This is a genomic window from Halomonas sp. Y3, from assembly GCF_024137965.1.
Classification (GTDB): Bacteria; Pseudomonadota; Gammaproteobacteria; order Pseudomonadales; family Halomonadaceae; genus Halomonas; species Halomonas mongoliensis.
In genome coordinates this window covers 3,027,410-3,042,531 of record NZ_CP099975.1, presented here as the reverse complement: position 1 = coordinate 3,042,531, position 15,122 = coordinate 3,027,410, and the positions used below count along the sequence as shown (strand labels likewise).

14 protein-coding genes are annotated in these 15,122 nt (G+C 69.7%); 6 read left to right on the top strand and 8 right to left on the bottom strand.

Annotation, left to right across the window (positions count from 1 at the left end):
* The first annotated feature begins 8 nt into the window (after window positions 1–8).
* From doeB to NHL60_RS14390, 4 genes are all read left to right on the top strand, one after another.
* Window positions 9–1,022 (top strand): N(2)-acetyl-L-2,4-diaminobutanoate deacetylase DoeB, encoded by a 1,014-nt coding sequence (doeB, locus tag NHL60_RS14405; protein ID WP_253444816.1) that lies wholly within the window; start codon window positions 9–11, stop codon window positions 1,020–1,022.
* Window positions 1,023–1,037: 15 nt separating this feature from the next.
* A complete protein-coding gene (locus tag NHL60_RS14400) occupies window positions 1,038–1,514 on the top strand; it encodes an Lrp/AsnC family transcriptional regulator (protein ID WP_253444813.1) in 477 nt (158 codons plus the stop codon).
* Window positions 1,515–1,744: 230 nt separating this feature from the next.
* The gene (locus NHL60_RS14395; protein ID WP_253444811.1) at window positions 1,745–3,244 is read left to right on the top strand and encodes an NAD-dependent succinate-semialdehyde dehydrogenase; all 1,500 of its coding nucleotides are present in this window, start codon (window positions 1,745–1,747) and stop codon (window positions 3,242–3,244) included.
* 198 nt (window positions 3,245–3,442) lie between these two features.
* Entirely contained in the window at window positions 3,443–4,861 is a 1,419-nt protein-coding gene (locus NHL60_RS14390; protein ID WP_253444808.1) for an aminotransferase, read from the top strand.
* Between the two features lie 85 nt (window positions 4,862–4,946).
* Here NHL60_RS14390 and NHL60_RS14385 read toward each other — a convergent pair whose 3' ends face one another.
* From NHL60_RS14385 to NHL60_RS14370, 4 genes are read right to left on the bottom strand one after another with little or no spacing between them, the layout of a single operon-like run.
* On the bottom strand, window positions 4,947–5,177 hold the full coding sequence (locus tag NHL60_RS14385) for a zf-HC2 domain-containing protein (protein ID WP_253444806.1): 231 nt from the start codon (window positions 5,175–5,177) through the stop codon (window positions 4,947–4,949).
* Window positions 5,174–5,788 (bottom strand): sigma-70 family RNA polymerase sigma factor, encoded by a 615-nt coding sequence (locus NHL60_RS14380; RefSeq protein ID WP_253444804.1) that lies wholly within the window; start codon window positions 5,786–5,788, stop codon window positions 5,174–5,176. The genes NHL60_RS14385 and NHL60_RS14380 overlap by 4 nt, the downstream gene beginning before the upstream one ends.
* Entirely contained in the window at window positions 5,785–6,441 is a 657-nt protein-coding gene (locus tag NHL60_RS14375) for a TIGR04282 family arsenosugar biosynthesis glycosyltransferase (RefSeq protein ID WP_253444799.1), read from the bottom strand. Before NHL60_RS14375 ends, NHL60_RS14380 begins: the two co-directional genes overlap by 4 nt.
* Window positions 6,431–7,120 (bottom strand): TIGR04283 family arsenosugar biosynthesis glycosyltransferase, encoded by a 690-nt coding sequence (locus NHL60_RS14370; protein WP_253444796.1) that lies wholly within the window; start codon window positions 7,118–7,120, stop codon window positions 6,431–6,433. Before NHL60_RS14370 ends, NHL60_RS14375 begins: the two co-directional genes overlap by 11 nt.
* Window positions 7,121–7,239: 119 nt before the next feature.
* Here NHL60_RS14370 and NHL60_RS14365 point away from each other — a divergent pair, with 119 nt between their 5' ends.
* Both NHL60_RS14365 and NHL60_RS14360 read left to right on the top strand, forming a co-directional pair.
* Window positions 7,240–9,411: an FAD-dependent oxidoreductase gene (locus tag NHL60_RS14365; RefSeq protein ID WP_253444793.1), complete on the top strand. Its 2,172-nt coding sequence runs from the start codon at window positions 7,240–7,242 to the stop codon at window positions 9,409–9,411.
* A gap of 4 nt (window positions 9,412–9,415) precedes the next feature.
* Window positions 9,416–10,258, top strand: coding sequence for a sterol desaturase family protein (locus tag NHL60_RS14360; RefSeq protein WP_253444790.1), 843 nt, complete (start codon window positions 9,416–9,418; stop codon window positions 10,256–10,258).
* On the opposite strand, the gene NHL60_RS14355 is transcribed toward NHL60_RS14360, so the two are convergent.
* Genes NHL60_RS14355 through NHL60_RS14340 form a run of 4 tightly spaced genes read right to left on the bottom strand, consistent with a single transcriptional unit; the run spans window position 10,245 to window position 14,973 of the window.
* Window positions 10,245–10,877 (bottom strand): ATP-binding cassette domain-containing protein, encoded by a 633-nt coding sequence (locus NHL60_RS14355; protein WP_253444786.1) that lies wholly within the window; start codon window positions 10,875–10,877, stop codon window positions 10,245–10,247. The two genes, NHL60_RS14360 and NHL60_RS14355, sit on opposite strands and share 14 nt — an antisense overlap.
* Window positions 10,874–12,568 (bottom strand): ABC transporter permease, encoded by a 1,695-nt coding sequence (locus NHL60_RS14350; protein ID WP_253444783.1) that lies wholly within the window; start codon window positions 12,566–12,568, stop codon window positions 10,874–10,876. The genes NHL60_RS14355 and NHL60_RS14350 overlap by 4 nt, the downstream gene beginning before the upstream one ends.
* A 21-nt stretch (window positions 12,569–12,589) precedes the next feature.
* Window positions 12,590–13,861, bottom strand: coding sequence for an ABC transporter substrate-binding protein (locus NHL60_RS14345; RefSeq protein WP_253444780.1), 1,272 nt, complete (start codon window positions 13,859–13,861; stop codon window positions 12,590–12,592).
* 32 nt (window positions 13,862–13,893) lie between these two features.
* Window positions 13,894–14,973 carry an aminoglycoside phosphotransferase family protein gene (locus NHL60_RS14340; protein ID WP_253444777.1) on the bottom strand — a complete coding sequence of 360 codons (1,080 nt, stop codon included), beginning with the start codon at window positions 14,971–14,973 and terminating at the stop codon, window positions 13,894–13,896.
* Between the last annotated feature and the right edge of the window lie 149 nt (window positions 14,974–15,122).

The window sequence follows — 15,122 nt, the reverse complement described above, 5'->3', positions numbered from 1 at the left end:
TTTCAACGATGACCAAGCGCCCCAGCCCCATCAGCGCCACCGTCGACTTCGACGCCGACGGCGTCCAGCACGGCTTCCTCAAGCTGCCCATCTCGGTGGACGACTCCGCCTGGGGGGCGGTGATGATCCCGGTCACCGTGATCAAGAACGGCGAGGGCCCCACGGCGCTGCTTACCGGCGGCAACCACGGCGACGAGTACGAGGGGATCACCTCCCTGCTCAAGCTCTCGAGCCAGCTCAAGGCCAAGGAGGTCACTGGCCGGGTGATCATCGTGCCCTGCATGAACACTCCGGCGGTGATGGCCGGCAAGCGCACCTCCGGGCTCGACGGCGGCAACCTCAACCGCAGCTTCCCCGGCGACCCCGACGGCAGCGTGACCGAGAAGATCGCCGACTACTTCACACGGGTGATGGTGCCCATGTGCGACGTGGTGCTCGACCTGCACTCCGGCGGGCGCACCCTGGACATCATCCCCTTCGGCGCCTCCCACGTGCTCGACGACCCCGAGCAGCAGCGCCAGGCGCTGGAGGGCGCCAAGGCCTTCGGCGCCCCCTACGCCATGATGATGTTCGAGCTCGATGCCGCGGCCCTCTTCGACACCGCCGTGGAGAGCCAGGGCAAGATCTTCGTGGCCACCGAGCTCGGCGGCGGCGGCACCTCCACTCCCGAGAGCATGGCGATCACCGAGCGCGGCGTGCACAACTTCCTGATCCACTACGGCCTGCTGGCCGGCGAGGTGGAGATGCCCGCCGAGCCTCAGGTCTACCTCGACATGCCCGATGCCAGCTGCTATGTGCAGAGCGAGCACGCCGGCGTGCTGGAGCTCTGCTTTGCCCTGGGCGAGCGGGTCGAGAAGGGCGAGGTGGTGGCCCGGGTCTATGACATGACCCGCAGCGGCAGCGCGCCGGTGGAGTATCGTGCCAGCCGCAGCGGGGTGCTGGCGGCACGCCGCCACCCGGCGCTGGTCAACATGGGCGACACCATCGCGGTGATCGCCGATGTCGTCGACTCCCTGGGCTGAGGGTCCGCAACCGCAATGAAACTGGACCGCTACGACCTGAAGATTCTCGAGATCCTCTCCCGGGATGGCCGCATCACCAAGTCCAAGCTGGCCGAGGCGATCAACCTCTCGGTCAGCCCCTGCTGGGAGCGAGTGCGCCGGTTGGAGAAGGCCGGCATCATCGAGGGCTACAGCGCCCGCATCAACACCGAGGTGCTGGTCAGGCGCACCCCGGTGTGGGTGCAGATTGAGCTGAAGCAGCACAACGCCGAGAGCTTCGCTCGCTTCGAGGCCCTGGTGCACGCCACCCCCGAGGTGTCCGAATGCGTGGCGGTGGGCGGCGGCGTCGACTACCTGGTCAAGGTGGAGGCCGACTCCATCGACGCCTACCAGCGCCTGATCGATGACTGGCTCACCGGTGAGGCCGGCATCGAGCGCTACTTCACCTATATCGTCACCAAGACGGTCAAGTGGCCCGAGCAGGGATTCTCCCGCGACGATTTCGCCGAGTAGAGGCGCCCCGAGAGCGCTGCAGAAAATTCTGCCGTGCCGCCCGGCAGGACAAAAAAAAGCGCATCTTCCCCGGCGGGCAACGAAAAGTCCTGACCGCCCACCTCCCCTACCATGAACCCATCGAGCCGCCCTGGGGCCCAGCGCCAGGCGGCTCGTCCGTTTCTTCACGCCGGCCGCTGGGCAACGTCAACCACAAGGCCAATCCGGTCGGCGCGTCAGGGAGGTGCCCCATGAACATGAAGCTGTCCAGAACCCTGTCCACCATGCTCGACGATCCGCGTCTGTTTCGTCAGCACGCCTATGTCAACGGCCAGTGGACCCACGGCGAGGGCGGTCGCGAGGAGGCCGTCTTCGATCCGGCCACCGGCGAGGCCCTGGGCTACATTCCCTGGCTCGAGGCCAACCAGATCCTTGCTGCGGTGGACGCCGCCGAGGCGGCCTTCGTGCACTGGCGGGCGCTTCGCGCCGACGAGCGCTGCGAGCGCCTGCTGGCCTGGTACGACCTGATCCAGGCCAACCGCGAGGACCTGTCCATCATCATGACCATGGAGCAGGGCAAGCCGCTGCCCGATGCCCGGGGCGAGGTGGAGTACGGCGCCAGCTTCGTGCGCTGGTTCGCCGAGGAGGGCAAGCGCACCTTCGGCGAGACCATCCCGAGCCATATCCCCAACGCCGCCCTGGGCACGCTCAAGGAGCCGGTGGGCATCGCCGCCCTGATCACCCCCTGGAACTTCCCGCTGGCGATGATCACCCGCAAGGCCGCCGCGGCCCTCGCCGCCGGCTGCCCGGTGATCGTCAAGCCCGCCGGCGAGACGCCGTTCTCGGCGCTGGCCCTGGCGGAGCTGGCCGAGCGTGCCGGCATTCCCGCGGGCATCTTCAACGTGGTGCTGGGCGAGCCCGCCGAGGTGTCGCAGCTTCTCTGCGCCGAGCCGCGGGTGCGGGCGCTCTCCTTCACCGGTTCCACCCGGGTCGGCCGCCTGCTGCTGGAGCAGTGCGCCAGCACCGTCAAGCGGGTCTCCCTGGAGCTGGGCGGCGATGCTCCCTTTATCGTCGGCCCCGACATGGACCCGAAGGAGGCCGCCTTCGCCGCCGTGGCCGCCAAGTTCCAGACCGCGGGGCAGGACTGCCTGGCCGCCGACCGCATCCTGGTCCACGAGTCGATCCATGACGACTTCGTGGCCCACTTCGCCGAGCGCATGGCCGCCCTCACCGTGGGCAACGGCCTGGAGAGCGAGATCGACCAGGGTCCGCTGATCCATCGCCAGGCGGTGGAGAAGGCCGCCGGCATCGTCGACGACGCCATCGCCAAGGGCGCCACCCTGGTGGCCGGCGATCAGAGCGAGGCCCCCGGCGAGAACTTCTTCATGCCGGTGCTGCTCACCGGGCTGACTCGCGACATGCGCCTGTGGCAGGAGGAGAGCTTTGCCCCCATCGCCGGCGTCATGGCCTATGCCGATGATGACGAGGCGATTGCCCTGGCCAACGACACCCAGTACGGTCTCGCCGCCTACGTCTACACCCACGATATCCGCCGCATCTGGAAGCTGCTGCGGGCGCTGGAGTTCGGCATGGTGTCGGTCAACTCGGTGAAGATGACCGGCCCCCCCGTGCCCTTCGGCGGCGTCAAGCAGTCCGGGCTGGGCCGCGAGGGCGGCATCACCGGCATCGACGAGTATCTCGAGACCAAGTACTACTGCCTCGGCGCCCTGGGCTCCGTCTCTGGTAGTTGAGCTTGCTGCGCTCGGTCATACTGTGTTGGATCTTGACTCGAACATGCTCATTTACAGAACGTAAACTCCGCGTTCTCGTCAAGATCCGCCTTGTCTGGCCTTCGCTCGCAGAGCTCTCGCGCTTAACGGTTTTGGTTAATTAATTTTACTTCCTCCCCGGCGGGACGCCGGGGAGCCTGATATGAGCAGAGGAAAGACATGAGCCAGCAGCACCAGGACCTGATCGACCGCGACCGCAAGGTGACCTTCCACGCCTCCACCCACCTGCGCGACTTCGCCCAGGGCGACGCGCCGGGCCGCGTGATCACCGGCGGCAAGGGTATCCATATCCGCGACAAGGACGGCCGCGAGTTCATCGATGCCTTCGCCGGCCTCTACTGCGTCAACATCGGCTACGGCCGTACCGAGGTGGCCGAGGCGATCTACCAGCAGGCCCTGGAGCTCTCCTACTACCACACCTACGTGGGCCACTCCAACGAGCCGCAGATCGCCCTCTCCGAGAAGATCATCGAGCTCGCCGGCCCCGGCATGTCCAAGGTCTATTACGGCCTGGGCGGCTCCGATGCCAACGAGACCCAGCTCAAGATCGTTCGCTACTACAACAACGTGCTGGGTCGCCCGCTGAAGAAGAAGGTGATCTCGCGCATGCGCGGCTACCACGGCTCGGGCCTGGCCACCGGCTCGCTGACCGGCCTCAAGGCGTTCCATGACCAGTTCGACCTGCCCTTCGAGGGCATCCTGCACACCGAGGCGCCCTACTACTACCACCGCGCCGCCGAGCAGCAGGGGATGACCGAGCGCGAGTTCTCGCAGCACTGTGCCCAGAAGCTCGAGGCGATGATCCTGGCCGAGGGGCCGGAGACCGTGGCCGCCTTCATCGGCGAGCCGGTGCTCGGCACCGGCGGCATCGTGCCGCCGCCCGAAGGCTACTGGGAGGCGATCCAGGCGGTGCTGGCCAAGTACGACGTGCTGCTGATCGCTGACGAGGTGGTGTGCGGCTTCGGGCGCATCGGCGCCGACTTCGGCAGCCACTTCTACGGCATCAAGCCCGACCTGATCACCGTCGCCAAGGGCCTGACCAGTGCCTACCAGCCGCTCTCCGGCGTCATCGTCGGCGACCGCGTCTGGGCGGTGCTGGAGCAGGGCACCGGCCAGTACGGCCCCATCGGCCACGGCTGGACCTACTCCGGCCACGCCCTGGGCTGTGCCGCCGCCCTGGCCAACCTGGCGATCATCGAGCGCGAGGACCTGACCGGGAACGCCCGTGATACTGGCGCCTACCTGCAGCAGGCCATGGCCACCGACTTCGGCGACCACCCCATCGTCGGCAACGTGCGCGGCGTGGGCATGCTGGCGGCACTGGAGTTCTCCGTGGACCCCGAGCAGCGCAGGCACTTCGATCCGGCCCTCAAGGTGGGCCCGCGCATTGCCGTCGCGGCCCTGGAGGAGAACCTGATCGCCCGCGCCATGCCCCAGGGCGATATCCTGGGCTTCGCGCCGCCGCTGGTCACCACCCGCGACGAGGTGGACGAGATCGTCACCCGCGCCCGCCGGGCGGTGGACAGGGTCACCGACGAGCTGGTGCGCGAGGGCGCCGTCCAGGCCGTCCGCGCCTGATAGAAAACGCCAGTTGAACGAGAGCGCCGCGGGGGAGACCCCGCGGCGCTCTTTTTTCAAATGGCGGGTGGTGTAAGGCTGAGGCCTACTCCGAACGTTCCGGCCCGGCCTGGCGGGAGGCGTCATCCCTGGAGGCGTCGGACAGGCGGCTCTCGAAGCGTTCGCCCGCTCGGTGCAGCAGGGCGAACTGACGGTCGCACTGCCGGCAGGCCCCGCACATCGAGAGGTGGAGGCGCAGCGAGATGCGCTCCTGAAATGTCAGCCGGCGATCCTGCTTGAGGGACATCAGGCGGGTCGCACCTTTGCACATCATCATGGTGATTCCTCCTTAAGCCAGCCCTGCTCCAGGCAGGCGCGCAGCCTGAGTCGCGCGCGGTGCAGAATGACCCAGCAGTTGTTTTCCCTGATCTCGAGCTCCCGGCAGATCTCCTCGGTGGAGAGCCCCATCAGCTCGCGCAGGGAGAATACCCTGGCCGCGCTGTCCGGCAGCGCGATCATGCAGGCGTCGAAGACCTGCCAGAAACGCTCGCTCTCGAAGAGCCGGTCGGGCTCGCCCCAGCTGGCCGGACGGGCGTCCTGATGCCAACGCCCGTTGTGTTGGAATTGCCGGTCGATGGCATCGTCGTCGCTTTCGTCATCCAGGGGCTGCAGTCGCCCCAGGCGCTTCTGATAACGCATCACATCGAGGATCTTGTACTTGAGGATGCCGAATACCCACGTCTCATAGCCCGAGCGCCCAGCGAAGCTGGCATCCTTCTCGATGGCGGTCATCATCGCTTCCTGCACCGCATCCTCGGCCAGGGCGTTGTCTCTCAGGTGCAGTCGTGCGAAGGAGAGCAGCCTGGGCCTGACCGCTGTCAGCCGCTCCATGCGGGCCGGCTGGGCAGCCGCGCCGCTATCCTGTTCAGAGTGTCTTTCGTCGGTCATCGAATGCCGGCTCCTGATTCATATTTTGCCAGCGCGGGACAGGCCGCCGAGAGCCTGGCCAAGTCCTCTGGGCGGTCGACGTCCCAGACGGTGGCGGGGCAGGCCCGCCGCCAGCCCAGCGCCGCGATGCGTTCGCGGGTCTCGGCCATCACGCGCCCAGTGCCCCAGGCGATATTCTCAAACAGACGCGGGTCGGAATGACGCGCGCCGAGCAGCGCGTAGCCGCCATCCTCGGCGGGCAGGCAGACGACGTCGTGGTCTTCCAGTGCGCGGGCACAGCGGCGCAGCAGGTCGGGGGTGAGCACCGGACAGTCGCTGCCGATGACCATGGCCGGGCCGCCGGCCTGTGACAGGGCGAGATGCATCCGCTCCCCCAGGTCGCCATCGGGCTGAGGGCGCAGGGCGATGCCGTGGCGCTCGGCCAGCTCGATAAAGAGCGGATGGGCGTGATCCAGCGCCGTCCACAGGGTGATGCGGTGTGCCGGGGTGGCGGCCAGGGCCGTCGCCAGGGTATGGCGCAGCAGCCGCTCGTGGAGCCGGGCGGCCCTCTCGGGGCCCAGCGCCGGGATCAGGCGGGTCTTGGCGCGCCCCGGGATCGGCGCCTTGGCGAGTATCGCCAGCCCCACGTCACCGGGTCGCCGTTCAGCGCACATGGCGATACTCCCTTGCCAGCTTTTCCGGCGATGCGCCGCGCCAGTAGCGAAAGCGCAGCCTCCACATCAGCTGGATCGTCGCCCAGGCCCCGTTCTGCTCCCAGCGCCGCCCGCTGCTCGTCACCTTCTCGCGCAGGCAGGCGGGGGGCGAGAGGCGCTTCAGTCGGCGCGACATCGCGATGTCCTCCATCAGCGGCTGGTCGGGGAAGCCGCCGACCGTTTCGAAGGCCTCGCGGGTCATGAACAGCGCCTGGTCGCCGGTGGCGATGCCGGTCAGCCGCGAGCGCAGGTTCATGGCGGTGGCGATGACCGGCAGCAGGGGGTGACGCCCCTCGAGGCGGATGGCGAAGCGCCCCCAGCGGTGGCCGCCGGCCAGCGCCGCCTCGATCATCCGATCGGCCTCTGCGGGCAGGCGGGTGTCGGCGTGCAGGAAGAGCAGCGACTCGCCGCCGGCCACGGCCGCGCCGGCGTTCATCTGCCGGCCGCGGCCGCGGGAGGCCTCGACCACCCGGCTGCAGAGCGGGGCGGCCAGGGCGGCGGTCCCATCGCGACTGCCGCCGTCCACCACGATCACCTCCACGCCTCTGGCGCGCAGCGGCTCAAGCGATGCGAGCGTGGCCCCGATGGTGGTGGCCTCGTCGAGCACCGGGATGATGAGGCTGAGCGTGTGGGCGGGCATCGGGCACTCTCTCGGGCAGCAGTTCGGGCGACTCGCTGGGACTGGCTTTCCTGTAAGGAAGCCGGGACCCTGGCGACCCAAGGGGCTAGCATACCCTTTCGGATCACCGAGGAGTCCAGATGAGATCACGACGCCTGTTGCTGTTGCTGCTGGTGGCTGCCGCCGTGGCGGCCTTCTTCCTCTCCGGGGCCGGCGACTACCTGACCCTCGAGGCCCTGCAGGCCGAGCAGACCCGCTTCCAGGCCTGGCTGGCGCGGGAGCCGGTCACCGTGATCGGCGGCTTCTTCCTGCTCTATGTGGCGATGGCCGCGCTCTCCCTGCCGGGCGCGACCCTGATGACGGTGCTGAGCGGCGCCCTGTTCGGGCTGGGTGGGGGGCTTGTGATCGTCTCCTTCGCCAGCGCCCTGGGGGCCACCCTGGCGGCGCTGATCGCGCGCACCCTGCTGCGCGCCCCCCTGGAGCGCCGCTATGCCGGGGTGCTCGAGCGCGTCAATGCCGGCATTCGCCGGGAGGGGGCGCTCTACCTCTTCACGCTGCGCCTGATTCCGCTCTTCCCCTTCTTCGTGATCAACCTGGTGATGGGCCTGACGCGGATGCGGCTGACCACCTTCTACTGGGTCAGCCAGGTGGGCATGCTGCCGGGCACGGCGGTGTTCGTGAACGCCGGCCGCGAGCTCGGGGAGCTGCAGGCCCTGGGCGATATCCTCTCGCCCTCGCTGCTGGCCTCCTTTGCGCTGATCGGCCTCTTCCCCTGGCTGGCGAAGTGGCTGGTGGCGCTGGTCAAGCGCCGCGCCCTGGCCAGGCGCTACGCCCGGCCGGCACGCTTCGACCGCGATATCGTGGTGATCGGTGCCGGTGCCGCGGGGCTGGTGGCGAGCTATATCGCCGCGGCCGTGCGCGCCCGGGTGACCCTGGTGGAGCGCGAGAAGATGGGTGGCGACTGCCTCAACACCGGCTGCGTCCCCTCCAAGGCGCTGATCCGCGCCGCGCGCTCGGCCCGGGAGGTGCGGCGGGCGGGCCGGTATGGCGTTAAGGTCGGCGAGCCCTGCGTGGACTTCGCCGCCGTGATGGGCCATGTGCAGGGCGCCATCGAGGCCATCGCCCCCCACGACAGCGTCGAGCGCTACACCGGCCTCGGGGTGGAGGTGCTCGAGGGGGAGGCGAGGCTGACGAGCCCCTGGGAGGTGAGCGTGGCGACGCAGGAAGGGCCTCGCACCCTGACCACGCGCCATGTGATCATCGCCAGCGGGGCGCGGCCCCGGGTGCCCGAGCTGCCGGGCATCGACGCCATCGAGGTGCTGACCTCGGACACGCTGTGGCGGCTCGAGGCGCTGCCCGAGCACCTGGTGGTGCTCGGCGGCGGCCCGATCGGCTGCGAGCTGGGCCAGAGCTTCGCCCTGCTGGGCAGCCGGGTGACCCTGGTGGAGTCGTCAGGCCAGCTGCTGCCCCGGGAGGATGCCGAGGTCGGCGATGGACTGCTGGCCGCCATGGACGAAGATGGCGTCAGGGTCCTGCTGGGCCATCGGGCGCTCGAAGTGGTGACCGACGCGACGGGCCCGGCACTCGAGGTGGCGAACAGCGAAGGGCAGCGTGAACGACTGCCCTTTACCCATCTGCTGGTGGCCGTGGGGCGCGAGGCCAACGTCACCGGCATGGGCCTCGAGGCGCTGGGCGTCGAGACCCGCGCCAACGGCACTCTGGACGTGGACGAGACGCTGCGCAGCGTGCTGCCCAACGTCTGGGCCTGCGGCGACGTGGCGGGGCCCTATCAGCTGACCCACGCCGGTGCCCACCAGGCCTGGCATGCCACGGTCAACGCCCTGTTCGGCGAGTTTCGGCGCTTTCGAGTCAGCTACCGGGCGCTGCCGGCGGTGACCTTCACCACCCCGGAGGTGGCACGGGTGGGGCTCAACGAGCGCGAGGCCCGGGAGCGGGGCGTGGCCTGCGAGGTCACGCGCTACGACCTGGCGGAGCTCGACCGCGCCCTGGCCGAAGGCGAGGCCCAGGGGTTCGTCAAGGTGCTCACCCCGCCGGGGAGCGACCACATCCTCGGCGCCACCATCGTCGGCGAGGGGGCGGGCGAGATGCTCGCCACCTTCACCCTGGCGATGACCCGGGGGATCGGACTGAACCGTCTGCTGTCCACCATTCATCCCTATCCCACCCGCAGCGAGGCGGTGAAGGCCACCGCCGGGGTGTGGAAGAATGCCCACAAGCCCGAGCGCCTGCTGGGCTGGCTGGCGCGCTACTTCGCCTGGCGGCGCGGTGGCGAGAGTAGCGAGAAAGGATGAGGCCATGCATGACTTCCTGATGCTCAATGAACCCGGGATTCGCTTCGCGGCCTTCGCCGGGGTGCTACTGCTGATGGCGGGCTGGGAGCTTCTGGCGGCCAGGCGCCCGCAGCGGATCAGCCGGCGCCAGCGCTGGCCCGGCAACCTGCTGATCGTGGTGATCGACACCCTGGCGGTGCGTCTGGTGTTCCCGCTGGCGGCGGTGGGGGTGGCGCTGACGGCGGAGACGCAAGGGTGGGGGCTCATGCACTGGCTCGAGGTGCCGCTGTGGCTGGCGGTGCCGCTCTGCGTGGTGGCCCTCGATGCCCTGATCTACTTCCAGCATCGCTTCTTCCACTCGGTGCCCCTGCTGTGGCGCCTGCATCGCATGCACCACGCCGACCTCGAGCTCGACGTCACCTCGGGCCTGCGCTTCCACCCCGTGGAGATCCTGCTCTCCATGGCGGTCAAGGTCACCGCCGTGGTGGCGCTGGGGGCGCCCGCCCTGGCGGTGCTGCTCTTCGAGGTGATCCTCAACGCCACCTCGATGTTCAACCACGGCAACGTACGCCTGCCGGCGCGGCTCGACCGCTGGCTGCGCCTGGTGGTGGTGACCCCCGACATGCATCGGGTCCACCATTCCTGGCTGCGCCACGAGACCGACAGCAACTTCGGCTTCAACCTGCCCTGGTGGGACCGCCTGTTCGGCACCTACCGGGCCCAGCCCGAGCAGGGGCATCTGGGCATGACCATCGGCCTCGAGGCGTTTCGCGACCCCGGCGAGCTGAGGCTCGACCGCATGCTGCTGCAGCCGTGGCGCAACCCCGAGCCCTCCGAGCCCGATGGCCAGGGCGTCAGGCGAGGGTAAGGATCCGCCCGCCGGCGGCCTCGGCATCGGCGTGATCATGGGTGACCAGCAGGCTCGGCAGCCCCGCCTCCCGCAGCCTGCCAAACACCAGCTGGCGCATCTCCTGGCGCAGTGCCGTGTCGAGCTTCGAGAAGGGCTCGTCGAGCAGCACCGCTCGGGGCGCCGAGAGCAGCAGCCGCATCAGCGCCACCCGCGACTGCTGGCCGCCGGAGAGGGTGGTCGGGTCGCGCTCGCCGAAGCCGGCCAGGCCCACCGCGTCCAGCGCGGCCTCGACCCTGGCGGCACGGTCGCGCGCCGCTCGCGGCAGGCCGAAGCGCAGGTTGCCGGCCACCGAGAGGTGCGGGAAGAGCAGCGGGTCCTGGAAGAGCAGGCCGATGCCGCGCCGCTCCGCCGGCAGCCCCGTGATATCGCGGCCATCCAGCAGTACCCGGCCCGAGGCCGTGAACGCCGGCGCCAGGAAGCCTGCCACGAAGGCCAGCAGGGTCGACTTGCCCGACCCGGAGGGGCCCATCACCGAGAGGATCTCACCGGGGCCGACCTCGGCATCGAGTGTCAGCAGGCTCGCCCCGTCCAGGGCGAGTTGGACGTCCTTCAGCACCAGGTGATGGCGATCGTTCATGGTGAGCCTCGCATGCCGCGACGGTGGGACCAGAGCAGACGCGGCAGGCCCACGGCGACAAGAAAGCCCAGCAGCGGCAGGCTGGCCTGGACCAGCGCCCAGACGCCGATCAGGCGTCGGTCGCCACCGGCGGCCAGGGAGACGGCCTCGGTGGTCACGGTGGGAACCCGGCCGGCGCCGAGCAGCTGAGTGGGCAGGTACTGGCCGATGCTGACCGCGAGGCCCACCGCCATGGCGGTGAGCAGCGGCGCCAGCAGCATCGGCAGGCGTACTCGCCAGAAGGCGCCGTTGGGCGTGTTGCCCAGGCTCAGGGCCACCTGTGACCAGCGCGGGTCGAAGCGCCGATAGGCCTCCGAGAGGGACAGGAAGACATAGGGCAGCACGAACAGCAGGTGGCCGAAGATCACCAGGGCATGCTGCGGACGGGTGCCCAGGGTTTCCACCACCACCACCAGCCCGAACAGGAAGGCGATCTGCGGCACGATCAGCGGCAGATAGAGCAGAGTGAAGGCCGAGGCAAGACGGCCCTGGGCCGGATGGCAGCCGGTGCGCTGCTCGTTTTCCAGAGCGGCCAGGGTCAGGGCCAGGGCGAGCAGCGTCGCTACGCCGGCGATCACCAGGGTCGAGGCGACCGGCCCGGCCAGCGATGGCAGGGCGCGCTGCCAGTGCAGCAGGGTGAAGGCCTGCGGCAGGGCCTCGGGGAAGCGCCAGAAACCGGACACAGAGTGCAGCGCCAGGGTGGCGATCCCTGCGCAGGCCGTGAGAGTGGTCGTCAGGATCAGCCCCTTGCCCAGGGCGCGCAGCGGCCACTCGCCGCGGTGCCGCTGGCCCCCCTCGATCCAGCTTCGCCCCAGTCGAGCGACCAGGCGCTCCAGCCCCCACCAGATCGCCAGGGCCGCGGCGGTGACGCCCAGCTGCAGCAGCGCCCCGGCCGAGGCCATGAAGCGCCGCGACAGGTCCGGGTCCTGGAACCAGGTGAGGATCGAGACGGCCAGCGTCGGCGGCAGGGTGGGGCCGAGGATCAAGGCCATGTCCACCACCGAGGTGGCGTAGGCGATCACCGCATAGACCGGCAGCCGGATCAGGGGATAGAGCGAGGGGGCCACCACCTTCAGCCAGGCGATTGTTGGCCGATAGCCCAGCGAGCGCGCCATGGCCAGGCGCCACGCTGGGGCCAGCTGGGGCAGGGCGGCCAGGCTCATCAGCAGCAGGAAGGGAATCTCCTTGAGGATGAGGCCCGCCATCAGCGAGAGCCCCCAGGGATCCTGGACGATCAGCAGGTCCGGTGGCCGCTCCCAGCCGGTCAGCCCGGGTGAGGCCAGTCGCGCCAGCAGCCCCGAGGGGGCGATCAGGAAGGCCAGGCCGAAGGCCGCCGCCGCGTGAGGCAACGACAGCAGCGGCGAGACCAGGCGGCGGATCCAGTGGTCCAGCCGGCTGCCGGAGGCCGCGGCCAGGAACAGCAGCACCACCGTAAGCGAAATGGCCGTCGTCACCAGGCCGCTGGCCAGGCTGACCGCCACCGAGCGCGCCAGGCCCGGCTGGGCGAAGAGCTCCCGCCAGGGGGCCAGGCTGAAGGCGTGGCCGCCCAGCGCCGGCAGGTAGCCGAAGGCGGGCAGGGCGGCCATGGTAAGCCCGGCCAGTATCGGCCCCACCAGCAGGGTGACGATCAGCGCCGGGGCGAAACGCAGCATCATCTCGCGAAGGGGCGACGATCAGCGCCGCACATAGCGCTCGCGCCAGGCCTCCTGCAGCGCCGTCATCCAGCTCGGGTGGGGCTCGGCAAGCGTCTTTTCCAGGGCGTCGGCGGGCAGCATGGCGGGGTTCTCCTCGTCGATGGCGAAGCGCGCCCGGTCCGCCTCGGGCAGGCGGGCGACGTCGAGCACGGTGCGGTCGCCCCACACCGCCAGGTCCTGCTTGTGGGCCTGAGCCTCCGGAGAGAGCAGGAAGTCGGCTACCGCCATGGCGCCGGCCCGGCGCGGCGAGTTGAAGGGGATGGCCACGAAGTGCACGTTGCCCAGGGTGCCATCGTCCAGCACATAGCTGCGCACGCTCTCCGGCAGCTCGAAGTCGGCCACCGCGGCGGCGGGCTCCGAGGGGTAGAAGGTGAAGGCCAGGCTCAGCTCGCCGTCGCCGATCAGCCGGCGCAGCTCCGGCCCGGTGGCGGGAAACTGACGGCCGCTGCGCCACAGGTGGGGATGCAGGGCATCCAGGTACTCCCAGAGCGGCGCGGTGACCGCGGCGAAGTCGCTCTCCTCCGCCGGGGCGTAGAGGGGGGCGGTGTCCTCGACCAGGGCGATCAGCGCCTGCTTGAGGAAGGTGCTGCCGGTGAAGTCGGGGATGCGCGGATAGGCGAAACGCCCGGGGTTGGCCTCGGCCCAGGCCGCTAGCGCCTCGATGCTGCGCGGCGGGCCGGTATCCCCCATCTTTTCACTGTCCCCGATGTCTTCGCTGTCCCCCATGTCTTCACTGTCCCCCATGTCTTCACTATCGTAGTAGAACGTGATCTGGGCCTTGCCCCAGGGCGATTCGTAGCCCTCGGTGGGCAGGGTGAAATCGGTCACCACCTCGGGGTTGTGCCCGGGGTGGGTCAGGGCGAAGTTCGGCAGCCGCTCGGCGAAGGGGCCATGGAGCAGGTCGGCCTCCTTCATGGCGGCGAAGTTCTCGCCGTTGATCCAGATGAGGTCGATGCTGCCGTCGTCGAGGTTGCCGGCGGATTTCTCGGCCAGCACCCGGGAGACCGCCGCACTGGTGTCGTCGAGCTTGACGTGCACCAGGCTGAGATCGTGCTCCTCGGCCACCCGCCGCGCGACCCACTCGATATAGCGGTTGGTGCGGCTGTCGCCGCCCCAGGCGTTCCAGTAGACGGTCTGGCCTCGAGCCTCCTCGAGCACCGCCTCCCAGTCGGTGGGGTTCGGGGCGGCCTGGAGGGGGGTGGTCAATATCAGTGCCAGGGCGGGGAGCAGGGCAAGGGGGCGGATCGGCATCGGGCAGTCCTTGTCGGGGGCGTCAGGGGGAATCAATCGCCGAGGGCGAGGCGCAGGTCAAGCAGTTCATTCTTTACGCGGGCGATCACCTCGGGGGAGAGGTAGTGGTCGACCCGCTCGCGCACATGGGCCACCAGGGTGTCGTCGCTGAGCTCGGCGGACCAGTCCTCGCCGCCGGCCGCGGCATCGCGCTCCCGGCGGTGCTGGGCTCGCCACTTGGCGCACCAGGTCAGCGACCAGAGCCACATGGCCCGGCGGCAGGCCAGCAGCGAGAGGGTGTCGCCGGCCAGGCCGGCCGTGCTTTGCCACTGGCGATAGAAGTCGGCCACCTCCTCGAGGGTCAACACGGCACGGCTGTGCAGGTCCCAGGTGGTGGAGGTATAGAGGGTGGCATGGGCCAAGTCGAAGCCCGGCAGCCCGTAGCGGCACTTCTCCAGGTCCACCAGCACGGCGCGTCCCGAGTCGGTGATCAGGAAGTTGCCGGGGTGGGCATCGAAGCTGATCAGGCGAGGTGCCGTGCCGGGCCCCGGCGGCAGGCGCTCGGGCAGCGCCGCGAGCTCCTCCTCGATCCGCGCGCGCGCCTGCCGGGAGAGGCCGGCATGTGCCAGCCACTCCGCCTGGCGCGCCACCTCCTCGCGCATGGCCCGCCAGGGGTCGGCGGGAGAGCGTAGCGGGGCGCGGTCCGCCTCGGTGGGCACCTCCAGGCCATGGATGGCGGCCAGCGCCTCGGCGATGGCGGGCAGGTCATCGGGGAGGCGGGCCGGTCGCCCGCGGACCGCGCTGACCAGCAGGCCGCCGCGGGGCAGCTCGGGCGCGGGCGGCAGCACGCCGTGCAGTGCCGGCGTATGGCCGCTCGGGCCGGCGCGGGCGAAGCAGGCCGCCTGGTAGGCGAGGTTCTCCTCGGCCGGCAGCCCCATCTGGCTCTGCTTTGGCAGCCGTGCCACCCAGTCGATGGTATCGCGCTCGAGCCACACATGGGTATGGGCCAGGCCGGTATCGGCCATCGGATGCACCGCGCGGATATCGGCCGCCAGGCCGGCGCGCGCCAGGGCCCCGGCCAGGGCATCCTTTGCGTCGAGTCGGGTGTCCGCGCAGGAGACGGAATCCGGCATGTCGTTCCTCGGTGTCGGGGGTTAGGCGTCTCATCAATGTCGGGCGAGGCCAGCCATCCTTACAGTCTGGCCCAACAACATCTACGCTGATGGAGTCATGATGAGGCGTTGAATGCCAAGGCCCTTTTCGTGAGATTTTGCTGAACCAC

Bases quoted from the DNA above. Each gene is read 5' to 3' on its own strand.
- doeB (WP_253444816.1), top strand. From the start codon at position 9: ATGACCAAGCGCCCCAGCCCCATCAGCGCCACCGTCGACTTCGACGCC.
- NHL60_RS14400 (WP_253444813.1), top strand. From the start codon at position 1,038: ATGAAACTGGACCGCTACGACCTGAAGATTCTCGAGATCCTCTCCCGG.
- NHL60_RS14395 (WP_253444811.1), top strand. From the start codon at position 1,745: ATGAACATGAAGCTGTCCAGAACCCTGTCCACCATGCTCGACGATCCG.
- NHL60_RS14390 (WP_253444808.1), top strand. From the start codon at position 3,443: ATGAGCCAGCAGCACCAGGACCTGATCGACCGCGACCGCAAGGTGACC.
- NHL60_RS14385 (WP_253444806.1), bottom strand. From the start codon at position 5,177: ATGATGATGTGCAAAGGTGCGACCCGCCTGATGTCCCTCAAGCAGGAT.
- NHL60_RS14380 (WP_253444804.1), bottom strand. From the start codon at position 5,788: ATGACCGACGAAAGACACTCTGAACAGGATAGCGGCGCGGCTGCCCAG.
- NHL60_RS14375 (WP_253444799.1), bottom strand. From the start codon at position 6,441: ATGTGCGCTGAACGGCGACCCGGTGACGTGGGGCTGGCGATACTCGCC.
- NHL60_RS14370 (WP_253444796.1), bottom strand. From the start codon at position 7,120: ATGCCCGCCCACACGCTCAGCCTCATCATCCCGGTGCTCGACGAGGCC.
- NHL60_RS14365 (WP_253444793.1), top strand. From the start codon at position 7,240: ATGAGATCACGACGCCTGTTGCTGTTGCTGCTGGTGGCTGCCGCCGTG.
- NHL60_RS14360 (WP_253444790.1), top strand. From the start codon at position 9,416: ATGCATGACTTCCTGATGCTCAATGAACCCGGGATTCGCTTCGCGGCC.
- NHL60_RS14355 (WP_253444786.1), bottom strand. From the start codon at position 10,877: ATGAACGATCGCCATCACCTGGTGCTGAAGGACGTCCAACTCGCCCTG.
- NHL60_RS14350 (WP_253444783.1), bottom strand. From the start codon at position 12,568: ATGCTGCGTTTCGCCCCGGCGCTGATCGTCACCCTGCTGGTGGGGCCG.
- NHL60_RS14345 (WP_253444780.1), bottom strand. From the start codon at position 13,861: ATGCCGATCCGCCCCCTTGCCCTGCTCCCCGCCCTGGCACTGATATTG.
- NHL60_RS14340 (WP_253444777.1), bottom strand. From the start codon at position 14,973: ATGCCGGATTCCGTCTCCTGCGCGGACACCCGACTCGACGCAAAGGAT.